The 12,165-nt window shown below is 60.5% G+C and carries 11 protein-coding genes; 6 read left to right on the top strand and 5 right to left on the bottom strand.

Going from position 1 to position 12,165, the window contains the following annotated elements:
- Positions 1–63 precede the first annotated feature (63 nt).
- Positions 64–639: an epoxyqueuosine reductase QueH gene (locus tag ACTQV3_RS00870; RefSeq protein WP_441014868.1), complete on the bottom strand. Its 576-nt coding sequence runs from the start codon at positions 637–639 to the stop codon at positions 64–66.
- Positions 640–768: 129 nt separating this feature from the next.
- Positions 769–1,338, bottom strand: a complete 570-nt coding sequence (locus ACTQV3_RS00865) for a DUF3267 domain-containing protein (protein WP_441031447.1) — start codon at positions 1,336–1,338, stop codon at positions 769–771.
- Between the two features lie 132 nt (positions 1,339–1,470).
- On the opposite strand from ACTQV3_RS00865, the gene ACTQV3_RS00860 reads away from it, so the two are divergent.
- Together ACTQV3_RS00860 and ACTQV3_RS00855 are read left to right on the top strand one after the other, a co-directional pair.
- A complete protein-coding gene (locus tag ACTQV3_RS00860) occupies positions 1,471–3,621 on the top strand; it encodes a methionine--tRNA ligase (RefSeq protein WP_441068392.1) in 2,151 nt (716 codons plus the stop codon).
- 151 nt (positions 3,622–3,772) lie between these two features.
- The gene (locus ACTQV3_RS00855) at positions 3,773–4,876 is read left to right on the top strand and encodes an RsmB/NOP family class I SAM-dependent RNA methyltransferase (protein WP_441068394.1); all 1,104 of its coding nucleotides are present in this window, start codon (positions 3,773–3,775) and stop codon (positions 4,874–4,876) included.
- Between the two features lie 21 nt (positions 4,877–4,897).
- On the opposite strand, the gene ACTQV3_RS00850 is transcribed toward ACTQV3_RS00855, so the two are convergent.
- Positions 4,898–5,068, bottom strand: a complete 171-nt coding sequence (locus ACTQV3_RS00850; protein WP_441068396.1) for a hypothetical protein — start codon at positions 5,066–5,068, stop codon at positions 4,898–4,900.
- Between the two features lie 191 nt (positions 5,069–5,259).
- On the opposite strand from ACTQV3_RS00850, the gene ACTQV3_RS00845 reads away from it, so the two are divergent.
- Positions 5,260–6,351, top strand: a complete 1,092-nt coding sequence (locus tag ACTQV3_RS00845) for a hypothetical protein (RefSeq protein ID WP_441063467.1) — start codon at positions 5,260–5,262, stop codon at positions 6,349–6,351.
- 107 nt (positions 6,352–6,458) lie between these two features.
- Here the strand turns inward: ACTQV3_RS00845 and ACTQV3_RS00840 are convergent, their stop codons facing one another.
- Positions 6,459–7,349 (bottom strand): DegV family protein, encoded by an 891-nt coding sequence (locus ACTQV3_RS00840; protein ID WP_441535688.1) that lies wholly within the window; start codon positions 7,347–7,349, stop codon positions 6,459–6,461.
- A gap of 318 nt (positions 7,350–7,667) precedes the next feature.
- Here ACTQV3_RS00840 and ACTQV3_RS00835 point away from each other — a divergent pair, with 318 nt between their 5' ends.
- From ACTQV3_RS00835 to ACTQV3_RS00825, 3 genes are all read left to right on the top strand, one after another.
- Complete coding sequence (locus ACTQV3_RS00835; protein ID WP_441535687.1) at positions 7,668–9,584, top strand: fructose-1,6-bisphosphatase; 1,917 nt, start codon at positions 7,668–7,670, stop codon at positions 9,582–9,584.
- Positions 9,585–9,662: 78 nt separating this feature from the next.
- Entirely contained in the window at positions 9,663–10,058 is a 396-nt protein-coding gene (locus ACTQV3_RS00830; RefSeq protein WP_427719820.1) for a GtrA family protein, read from the top strand.
- Between the two features lie 219 nt (positions 10,059–10,277).
- Positions 10,278–10,685 (top strand): GtrA family protein, encoded by a 408-nt coding sequence (locus ACTQV3_RS00825; RefSeq protein WP_370450581.1) that lies wholly within the window; start codon positions 10,278–10,280, stop codon positions 10,683–10,685.
- 584 nt (positions 10,686–11,269) lie between these two features.
- Here ACTQV3_RS00825 and ACTQV3_RS00820 read toward each other — a convergent pair.
- A complete protein-coding gene (locus ACTQV3_RS00820) occupies positions 11,270–12,160 on the bottom strand; it encodes a DUF4430 domain-containing protein (protein WP_441535686.1) in 891 nt (296 codons plus the stop codon).
- Positions 12,161–12,165: the final 5 nt, after the last annotated feature.

Raw genomic sequence — 12,165 nt, 5'->3', positions numbered from 1 at the left:
TCGAATACTCCTTATATAGCTAAAATCCGCTCTACATCCTAGCAGGCTGCCAGCCCAAAAGGACTACTTTTTGGATGCTTTGCGCTCGTCGCGGATGCGGGCGCGGTCCATGGCCGCCTCGACGGCCGAGAATCGGCAGCCGCAATAGTTCTGCCGATACATGCCCAGCTCGCGCGAACGGCGTGTTGCCTCGGGATAATACGGGCGGAAATCGCGAATGACCGGGGTGAGACCATGTGCCGCCGCCAAGCGCTCCAATACATCGTTGCAGGTGTCGAACAACTGATACGGCGAGACGGCGAGCGTCGTGCCCACAAACTCAAACCCGCACTCCTGGGCCACACGGCATGCCTCGGCCAGGCGCAGGGCATAGCACGCACGACAGCGACGGGGTCGATCGGCGCCCAGCGGGGCCACGCCGGCCTCCCAGCGCTCGCGGTCCTCCCCCGCCTCGATGAGCTCGATGTCGCCATCGGCACACCACCGGCGCAGCTCGTCCAAGCGGCGCTGCCATTCATCGCGCGGCTGAATATTGGGGTTGGTCCAGCAAATCGTGGGCTCAAACCCCTCCTCACGCAGCAGACGAACCGGCTCAAGCGAGCACGGCGCACAGCACGCATGCAGCAGCAGCGGCTTCATGGACATCTCCTCCCAATCTTTGCCCAGGGTAGTCTTTTTGGGACGGGGCTATTTTGACTACTTTTGACGTAAGGCAGTCAAAAATACCCATCTCCAAAAAGTAGTCAAAATAGCCCCGTCCCAAAAAGACTACTGACCAAAAAAGCGCACGCCAAAGGACGTGTCCTCGCAGGCGACAATGCGGCGGTCGCGCAAAATGGTCCGCACGTAATACCAGTCGCCCACACAGCCCGACAAATGCAAGCCGGCCGCCAGGTAGCACAGCAGCGGATAGCCCGAAAACGCAAACCCCAGGGTAAACGCTGTCGTCACGACAACCGTCGGCGCCAGACAAACTGCCACGTACCGCCGGCGCGAATACACAACGCCCTCGGCGCAGGCATAGATCATGCACGTCTCGAGGTTCGCCCCAAAGGTCACGTGCGCACCGGCGGGCGCAAACAGCTTAAAGAACACGCCGTGCACCAACTCGTGCACGGCAAATGACGCCGCCGAAACCGCAGCCAAGCCGACTATCCAGCCCAAGACGGCCGTCCAGCCACCCGCGTCAGCCGCATCCAAGTCCGCGGGCCCGCCCAGCAGCATAAACACCGGCACCAGGCACACGGCAAATGCGCCAAGCACGGCCATCCCCCACACAAAGCAAGCGTGCAGGAAATCCTCGTCTTCAAACGCATGTATGTTGGAAATCTCATTCATAGCATCTTAGGATAGCGCCCCTGCCACGTACCCGTCCGCATGTGCGATAATGTCGAACGATATGCACGAATTGACCACCGCGTCGCCGAGCCCCGCGTCCGGCCACGCTCTCACCATATGCGAAGGAGTCCCATGGCATCCAAATACTCCATGAACGACCGTCCCAGCTGGCCTCGCCGCGCCATCGTTACCGCCGGCGAGCCCTATGGCAACAAGGGTCTTCACTTTGGCCACGTTGGCGGCGTCTTTGTCCCGGCCGACTTCTTCGCCCGCTTCCTGCGCGACCGCCTGGGCCGCGAGAACGTCATCTTCACCTCGGGCACCGACTGCTACGGCTCGCCCATCATGGAGAGCTACCGCAAGCTCAAGGAGAACGAGGGCTACGATAAGTCCATTAGCGAGTATGTCGAGTCCAATCACTCCCGTCAGGCCGCGACCCTCAACAACTACAACATCAGCTGCGACATCTACGGCGGCTCGGGCCTTGAGCCGGCGGCCCAGATTCACAACAAGGTGACCGCCGAGATTATCGAGCGCCTGCACGAGCAGGGCACCATCTCCAAGCGCTCTACCCTTCAGTTCTACGACGCCAAGGCCGGCACGTTCCTCAACGGTCGCCAGGTCATCGGCCGCTGCCCCATCCAAGGTTGCAAGTCCGAGAAGGCTTATGCCGACGAGTGCGACCTGGGCCACCAGTTTGAGCCCGAGGAGCTCATCGCGCCCAAGAGCCAGCTCACCGGCGAGGTGCCCGAGCTGCGCCCGGTCGACAACCTCTACTTCGACCTGCCGGCCTACCTCGACTTTATGAAGACCTACACCGCCAAGCTCGCCCAGAACCCGCAGGTTCGCTCCGTGGTCTCCAAGACCATGGAGGAGTGGCTGCTGCCGGCACAACTCTACATCCAGAACAAGTTCCGCGAGGCCTTCGATGCCGTCGAGGATCAGCTCCCCGAGCACACCGTGCTGGAGCCCGAGGGCAACAAGAGCAGTTTTACCGTCACCTTCCCCAGCTGGAAGGAGCGCGACGCCGCCCACGCGGTGCTCGCCAACGGCGGCGTGCGCTTCCGTAGCGGCAAGGCGCTCGTGCCCTTCCGCATCACCGGCAACATCGACTGGGGCGTTCCGGTGCCCGAGGTCGATGGCGTGACCGATGTCACCTGCTGGTGCTGGCCCGAGAGCCTGTGGGCGCCCATCAGCTACACCCGCACCGTGCTCGCCCGCGACGCCCGCGCCGCCGGCGTGACCGAGGGCGTCGCCGCCCAGGATGCCGCCCTCATGGGCGAGCCCGCCGCCGATTCCACGCAGGTCCCCGCGCCCACCTACCAGCACAGCTCGCTCGACTGGCGCGACTGGTGGTGCTCGGACGACGCACAGATCTACCAGTTTATCGGTCAGGACAACATCTACTTCTACTGTATCGCGCAGACCGCCATGTGGGAGGCCCTGGGTTGGAACCTCACGCAGAGCACCGTCAGCGCCTGCTATCACCTGCTCTACATGGGCAAAAAAGCCAGCTCGTCCTCGCAGACGCCTCCCCCGCCGGCAGACGACCTGCTCAACCACTACACCTGCGAGCAGATGCGTGCGCATTGGCTGTCGCTCGGCCTGTCCGAGAAGCCGGTGAGCTTTAGCCCCAAGGCATATGACACACGCGTAACCGGCAAGGACAAGGACGGCAACGAGGTGCGCGCCTGCGACGACAAGCGCGTTATCGACCCGGCCCTTAAGGAGAGCGCGCTTTTGACCGGCGTGTTCAACCGCCTGGCCCGCAGCTGCTTCTACGGCGTCGCCGTCAAGGAGGGCGACGAGAGCCCCTACCGCAACGGCTGCATCCCCGCCGGTGCCGCCTCCGCCACCGTGGTCGAAGCCGCCGAGCAAGCAGCTCTCGCCTTTGAGCAGGCCATGTACAAGTTCGAGACGCACCGCGCGCTCGCCGTGTGCGACGACTACCTGCGTGCCGCCAACAAGCGCTGGAGCGACGCCTCCAAGGCTGCCAACAAGCTCGATGGTAGCGAGGCAAACGCCGCAATGACGCAGGCACTGGTCGACGCCTTTACCGAGCTGCGCGTGGCGACCGTGCTCATGCACGGTATTGTGCCGGCCGGCTGCGAGCTCATCTGCGAGTACTTCGACGTCGATCCGGTCGCCTTCTTTAGCTGGGATAACATCTTTGCCTCCACAGACGAGTTTGTGGAGAGCCTGGGCGAGAAGCCCGGCGAGCACCGCGTAAAGCCGCTGCCCCCGCGCTTCGACTTCTTTAGCAAGCACGAGAGCCAGTACTAGACAAACGCCAAGGCAGACTAGTCAATTTGGGACGGGGCTATTTTAGCTACCCCGTCCCAAATTTAACTGCAACGCCTGCCGAAACGGACGGGCAGCTAAAATAGCCCCGTCCCAAATTGACTACTTTTAATGGAATGGGAAGGAAAGACGGATGTCCAAGCCGCGTCGTCGTAAGCAGAAAAAGCAGGTTAAGCCCGAGCTCAAGCTTAGGCAGTTTGCCGCTACCGAGCTTTCCGACCAGCTTGCCGCCCAACACTCCGCCGCCGACCTGCCGCGCTTTCTGGTCGACACGGTCGCCGGCGCCTATGCGCCTGCCGATGCCGAGCTCATAATCGAAGGCTTTGGCGCCGCTGCCACGCGCCCGGTCACGCTGCGTGCCAACACGCTCAAGGCGACCGCCGAGGACATCGCCGCCGCGCTCGACGCAGCCGGCATCGCCCACCAAACCGTTGCCTGGTACCCGGACGCTTTCATCCTGCCCGAGGCCCAGGTATCCGATCTGTGGGATCTCGACATCTACCGCAACGGCAAAATCTATCTGCAGAGCCTGTCGTCCATGATGCCTCCTTTGGTGCTGGGCGCTCAGGCCGGCGAGGATATCCTGGACATGTGCGCGGCCCCCGGCGGCAAGACGACGCAGATCGCCGCCCTTACCCAGGGACAGGCGCACCTCACCGCCTGCGAGATGAGCATTCCCCGCGCCGAAAAGCTCGAGGCCAACTTGGGCCGCCAGGGCGCCAAAAACGTGCCCGTCATGCGCATCGACGCACGCGAGCTTGACGAGTTCTTCCGCTTTGACCGCATCCTGCTCGACGCCCCCTGTACCGGCACGGGCACCGTCATCAGCGGCAACGAGAAAAGCCTGCGCGGCCTGACCGAGCAGCTGCTCTGCAAGTGCGCCCGCTCGCAGCGCGCGCTTCTGGACCGCGCCATGGGCGCCCTCAAGCCAGGCGGCACGCTCGTCTATTCCACTTGTTCGATCATGCCGCAGGAAAACGAGGACGCCCTGCAAGAGGCCCTCGACAAGCACATGGACTGCGAGCTCATCCCCCTCGACGGCATGCCGAGCGAAAGCGAAACGCGCCGTGCTCAGGAAGCTGGCGAAGAGCCACGCGTCGAGAGCAACGCCCTCACCGAGGCCATCGCCACCGGCCACGTCTCGACCGTCGCCAACGGCATGCCCGGCACGCTGACCATCCCGCCCAGCCGCGACTTTGAGGGCTTCTACATCGCTCTGATCCGAAAACGCAGCTAGCGCACGGACCAACTCAACAAGCTATCTCCGTGCGCGCTTGTCCTGCTGGTCACGGTGCTGCTTAAGTGCCTCGCGTTCCTTGCGCTCGGCTCTTTTGCCCTTAATGGCCGTAACCACAAAGTAGATGACCGCGGCGGCTACGATTGCGCCCACGCATAGGCCAATCGAGCCCAATAATGTCGAGATTTCCATACCGCGTCACCTCTCTTTTGTATACGGGACATCCAAGATAGCACCTCAAAACCTGCCACCACAGCTCCTTCACGTTCGCCGGCCCTTCGGTCTAACGGATAGCGCGGCGGGGAAAAATCAACTCGTCAAACGTTTTAGCAACGTAGCGCCGGTCGCACGCTGCCGACCGCACATTATAGAAACGGACCGCAATGGATTCTCTCAACGATTTGAACGAGCGTGTTGACGCTTTTGTCGCCACCAGCTCCTTCGACACGCCCGCCGCGACGAACGACCAAGCCCCCATCGATGTTCCCGCCGAGGTTCACGAGGACATCGTCGCCTCGGTCGATTTCTCAGAGGTTGAGCTTGCGGACGAATTTACCGAGCCCCAGGTGGCTGTAACCCCCAGCGGCCTTTTGCCCATGGAGCCGCTGCCCATCGACGGGCGCCTGCGCAAGGCGGCCCTCCGCATGCCCGATGAGATCGAGGAGGCCAGCGGCTTTACGCTCTTTGGACGCCGCATCAAATCGCTCATCTACACCACCGACGTGGCGGTCATCCGCAACTCCAATGCCGACGCCGTGTTTGCCGTCTACCCCTTCACGCCGCAGCCCGCCATTACGCAGGCGCTGCTGACTGTTGCCGAGTGCCCGGTCTTTGTGGGCGTTGGCGGCGGTACCACCACCGGTAAGCGCTCCGTGCAGATGGCGGCCGTCTCCGAGATGCAAGGCGCGGCGGGCTGCGTGGTCAACTCCCCCGCTACCGCCGAGATGGTCGAGCACATCACCAACATCGCCGACATCCCCGTCATCGCCACGGTCGTTCGCTGCGATGACGATGCCCACGCCAAGGTGCGCGCCGGGGCCAAGATCCTCAACATCGCCGCCGGCAAAAACACACCCCAGGTCCTACGCGAACTGCGAGAGCACTATCCCAGCCTGCCGCTCATCGCACCGGGTGGCAAGACGCCCGAGAGCATCCGTGAAACCATCGCCGCCGGCGCCAACGCTATCATCTGGACGCCGCCTTCGGCCCAGCAGCTGCAAACCGACATGATGGAGCGCTACCGCAAGATGAAGGAAGACGCCACGCCTGTCATCTCGCGCGACGATGTGCCCATTATCGACCAGGTCGCCGCCGCCGAGATCAGCCAGGTCGAGAACATGAATCCCGACGTGCCGATTCCCGACGAGGTCATCGAGCGCGTCGCCTCGATCCACGATCATATCGAGGAGCGTCGCGCCAACCGCGGACTCAAGCCCTCGCTACACGGTTTCTTCTTCCGTGGAAAGAAACGCTAGCCGCAACAGCAAGGCCCGCCCCGCAAACAACGGGACGGGCCTTTTTCTGTTATCAAATGTCAGGAGGACAGGCGTAGCCGTTAAAACCGTCAGCCAGCCCACAAACGTTAGTCCACGCGCTTGTCGCCCATAAAGAAGAGCGCCACCGTACCAGGTCCGGTATGCGAGCCAATCAGAGTACCGATGTCATTAATCTCAATCTTGCCTTTAAGCTGCGGAACCTGTTCCTCGATCAGCGCCGCAACTGCCTCGGCATCCTCGCGACACGCCGAGTGCGACATGATGCACTTACCCGAATAATCCGCACCGCCCTGCACGTGTGCCATCATGGTCTTAGCCATCTCGGAAATCGCACGCTTCTTGGTGCGAATCTTCTCACGCGGCGCCAGCTCACCTTCGCAATCGACCGTCATAAGCGGGCAAATCTTGAGTGCCGTGCCGATAATCGCGCTCGCAGCCGAAATGCGACCGCCGCGCAGGTAGCTCGACAGATCGGTCGAGAAGAACCAGTGGTGCAGGTTGAGTTTATGCTCCTCAATCCAAGCGGCCGTCTCGTCGAGCGAAGCGCCGCCATCGCGAACGTCGGCGGCACATTCCGCCAGCAGGCCAAGGCCCGAAGACGCCGCCAGCGAATCGATGACGCGCACCTTGCCGCCCTGGGGATAGCGATCCGCGAGCATCTGCGCCGCAACGCAGGCCGATCCATACGTGCCCGAAATACCCGACGACAACGTCAGGTGCAGCACGTCTTTACCCTCGGCAACAAGCGGCTCCCAAAACTCCTCGTACTCACCCACGCTCACCTGAGACGTCTTGGGCATAGCGCCCGCGGCAATCTGGGCAAAAAACTCGTCCGGCGTAATCGACTGATACAGATCGTCCGTATAGACAACATCGTCGATCTCGTAATGAAAGCACACGACAGGAATATTGCGCGACGCAAAGAACTCACGGGTTCGATCGGCGGCGGATTCACAGGTCAGGACAAAATCACTCATATGAGGCTCCTTACTCATTGTTGCGCAAATTATCGCACAGCATGCGTGAATACGGTACAAATGTCCGTTATTTACCAAATTGAACCAAAGGTAGTGAACATCTTTACCGTCATCATCTCTAGCGATCCCGGAGGTATGCGCCTGCAAAAACGACCCTACGTCTCCACTCAACCGCCATATCTACCTCGACTAAATCGATTTAGCAAACCCTTCGGCCAACAATTCAATCTCCTAACCCCAATCGAAACAAAAGCAGCGCATACTGATAAACGTTTGACGCTGTTTATCAGTTTTACCAACCCCATCGGAAGGTGTTTCATGGTCGCATTCGATCGCAATCCGCAAGACTTCAAGTATCTGCGCCTGCTGTCGAGACAGTTCCCCACCGAGCAATCCGCATTCACCGAGATCATCAACCTCTCGGCCATCCTCAACCTACCCAAGGGCACCGAGCATTTTATGAGCGATGTGCATGGCGAGTACGAAGCCTTTATGCACATCCTCAACAACTGCTCGGGCGTCGTGCGCGAGCATGTCGACGAAATCTTTGGCGACACGCTCTCCTTTAACGAAAAGGGCGAGCTGTGCACGCTCATCTACTACCCGCGCGAGAAGATCGATCTGGTCCGCAGCCGGCACGAGGACTCGCCCACCTGGTACAAGACCATGCTCAACCAGCTCATTGTGGTTGCCCGCTCGCTTTCGAGCCGCTACACCCGCTCCAAGGTACGTAAGGCCATCCCGCGCGATTACGCCTACATCATCGACGAGCTGCTGCACACGCATCCGGACGAGAACAACTACCGCGTGCGTTATCACGAGCGCATTATCGAATCCATCTTGGAGACCGCCAGCGCCGACGACTTTATCGAGTCGCTCGCCTCACTCATCAAGCGCCTCGCCGTGGACCACCTGCACTTGGTGGGCGACATCTTCGACCGCGGCGGCGGCGCGGCCAAGATTATGGACCGCCTACTCACCTATCATTCGCTCGATATTCAGTGGGGCAATCACGACCTGCTGTGGATGGGCGCCGCTGCCGGCGAGCCCGCCTGCATCGCCACGGTGCTACGCAACAACCTGCGCTACGACAACTACGAGATTCTCGAGAACGACTACGGCATCTCGCTGCGCGAGCTTGTCGCCTTTGCCAACGCTACCTATACCGCCGGCGAGCCCATCAGCCCGCTCATCAAAGCCATCAACGTTCTGCTCTTTAAGCTCGAGGGCCAGATTATCCAGCGCCACCCCGAGTTCGACATGGCCGACCGTCTACTGCTTGACAAGGTCGATCACGACACCGGCACGGTCACCCTCGCCGACGGCAGCGTGTGGCCGCTCACGACCAACGACTTCCCCACCGTCGATCCGGCAGACCCCTACACGCTCACGCCCGAGGAACAGCACATCATAGACAAGCTCGTGTCCGAGTTTGTCACCGCCGATCATCTGCATCGCCACATCGATTTCCTCTATACCCACGGCTCCATGTATAAGGTCGCCAACGGCAATCTGCTGTTCCACGGCTGCGTACCGCTCAACGAAGACGGCACCTTTAGCAGCATGAACTGCCTGGGTACCTGGCACGCCGGCCGCGATTATTTTGATTTTTGCGACTATATCGCCCGCCGCGCCTGGCGTGCCGGCGACCGCGATGCCCTCGACTGGATGTGGTACCTGTGGATCGGCTTTAACTCACCCGCCAGCGGACGCGTGGTGCGCACCTTCGAGCGCGCCTACATTGCCGACAAGAGCACGTGGGTCGAGCCGATGGACCCGTACTACACGCTCACCACGTCCTCGTCCGTTTGCGACGACATCATGCGCGAGTTTGGCGTCGCCCCCATGGCCTGCTCACCGACGGGCCATATCATCAACGGCCATACGCCCGTCAAGACCACCAAGGGCGAGCAGCCCATCCGCGCCAACGGAAAGTTGCTGGTCATCGACGGCGGTTTCTGTCGCGCCTACCACCCCAAAACGGGCATCGCCGGTTACACGCTCATCTCGAGCTCGCGCGGATGCCGCCTCAAGTCGCACCAGGCCTTTACCAGCGTTGCCGAGGCGCTCACCCGCAACATCGATATCGAAAGCGAGACCAACCGCTTTGACGAGGCCGACCGGCGCCGCATGGTGAGCGACACCGATACCGGCGTCAAGATTCGCAGTCAGATCCAAGACCTGCGCCAGCTCCTCGATGCATATAGAAACGGTGCTATCGAGGAGCGCGCCTAGCCCCGCCTGCGGGGATTGGTTAAACTTGCTAGGTTTGTCATCCCCGCGGCGCCCCGGCGTCACCCTAAGGCAGGTACCATGCAAAAGCTCCTTGCGCAGATCATAAAGTTTGGCGTCGTCGGCGTCGTTGCCACCGTCATCGACTTTGGCATCATGAATCTGCTCCACTACGGCCTGGGCCTCAACATCTTGATCGCCAACACCAGCGGTTTTATCGTCTCGCTCATCTTTAACTACGTCGCGAGCATGAAGTACGTGTTTGCACACAAGGAGGGCATGAGCCGCCGCCGCGAGTTCATCATCTTTGTCGTGCTATCCGTTATTGGCCTGGCGCTCAACGACGGCATCGTGCTGGCCCTCAACGCCGGCCTGGGCCTCGAGGCCAATATCGCCAAGATTTGCGCTACCGCGCTCGTCATGGTCTACAACTTTGTAACGCGAAAGATCTTCCTAGAGGGCGAGCAGGCCAAATAGGTCGGCCTCCTCGTTGCACTACGGGGACCTGCGGATGACGCGCGTCAAGCGTAGCGTTGCCTGGGCCTTGCTCGTTTACGGGAAGATTTGCAGCGTTTGCGGATTACCTCTTGAATATTTGGCGAGTTCGTATAGTTCTTGCCAAAGACCTTACGTTTGCCATGCAAAAGCTCTAAAGTATCTCGTTGCTCGATTCATCAACGCATTGGATGTGATTACGTGCGCAACGCGCTGGCACAACCTCATACCAAGCAGTTCCTCAAGTTCGCTGTCGTGGGCCTTATCTCCTTTGGCGTCGACTGGGGCATGCTTATTGCGCTCGTCGAGCTGTTCCACCTCGACTTTTTGATGAGCACGACGGTCTCGTTTACCACGTCCGTCGTGGTCAACTACTGGCTCAGCATGAAGTACGTGTTCGACCATCGCGAGGGCATGAGCCGTAAGCGCGAGTTCACGATCTTTACCATCCTGTCGGTGATCGGTCTGGGCCTCAACGACCTGTACATGTTTGTGGGCGTCACGTTTTTGAGCATCGGCTACCAGGCCATGAAGGCCATCGCCACGTTCCTGGTCACCTGGTACAACTACTTTAGCCGTCGCTTTTTCCTCGAAGGCGCACGGTCGTAGTCAGCCAAACATAATCTCGCTTCGCAGCCGGTTGGAATTCCCATTCCAGCCGGTTTTTGTTTGCAGAGTCTGCCGAGGAAGGCGGGCTACGGTGCATGAATGGGACGCAGTTTCCGCATGAGCGCTGTTCCGGAAAGTGTATCCCAGATTGCAGCCTCAGAATGGGATGCAGCTTCCGCAACGCCGTCCTAGCGGAAACTGTGTCCCGGAATCAGCCAACAGAACGGGACGCAGTTTCCAGATGAGCCCCCATACGGAAAATCCATCCCGGAATGAGCCCCCAGAGCGGGACACGCTTTCCGAAACCCGCCCCATCGGGAAACCGTATCCCGGTCTGAGCGTGGATTCCGGGACGCAGTTTCCCGCGGACGCCGAAACGGAAAGCGTATCCCGTTATCGATGTCTAGAACGAGATGCGCTTTCCCAATGGATGCTGATGCGGAAACTGTGTCCCGGAATTCACCTTCAGAGTGGGATGCAATTTCCGGTTGAGCCTCGATTGGGAAACGACGTCCCATTCGCATAAAGACGGGCGGCTCGGGTGTTGGTCCGAACCGCCCGTTTGGCGTGTTATGTCGAGGCATTTAACCCGTTACGTAATACCAGACCACGCTGTCACCGTTGGAGAGAACGTAGTTGCTGCAAGCCGTGTTGGGCGTTACGCCGTTGACAGAGTACATCCAGCCGCTTGTACCACCGTGCTCCTTCTCGGCCAAACCACCGATAGCGGCGACATACGTGCCGTACGATGAGCCGTGCGCATTTACGGAAAGGCCCAGGGCGCACAGGGCATCGTAGGGGGTAGCGCCCTCGTTGAAGGTGAACGTACCGCCAGAAGACACCGGGTTACCCACGGCACTCGACGTCACAGAGACCGTCACAGTAACGTAGCCAGGCTGCTGCGAGCCGCCCTGATTGCCAGCAGAGGCGCTGTCGCCGTTGGATACAGACCCACCGCCAGACACCGAGCCGCCGCCCGAAGAGGAGCCGTCAGAAGAACTCGATCCACCAGCGGATTCAGATCCCTGTCCGGCAGACGCGTTGTTGGACTTCTTGCCGCCCTTGCCTTCGGACTTCCTCTCTTTCGAATCCTTGTCTGACTTCTCGTCCGAAGACTCGGAAGCGTCCTTGGAATCCGATTCATTCGAGTCCTTGGACTCGGAGTCCACAGCGTCAGAAGACGAGAAGCCCGCTGTCTCCGTCTTGCGAGAGGCGATAGAGCCAGAGTCGGCAACGCTCCTCCCCGCCACGGCCCGAGCGATCCAATCGATGGACCAGGCACCGCTGGCGGAAGGGTGAACAAAGCCCAGCGAGACGACAATCAGCGCGATGCAGACGGCCGTCAGAGAGCCAAGCAGCGCCTTGCGCCGAGAGGCGGACGCCGCCGAGGTGGCGCCCTTTTGCTTAGCATCGTCGAGCTGAATGAACGACGAGTCGGGTTGCTTGGAGTCGGCATCCTGAGGTTTATTGGACACAGCTC

Origin of the sequence: Collinsella sp. LCP19S3_A7 (assembly GCF_052121995.1) — a bacterium.
Lineage (GTDB): Bacteria > Actinomycetota > Coriobacteriia > Coriobacteriales > Coriobacteriaceae > Collinsella.
This window is presented reverse-complemented; position numbering and strand designations above follow the sequence as displayed.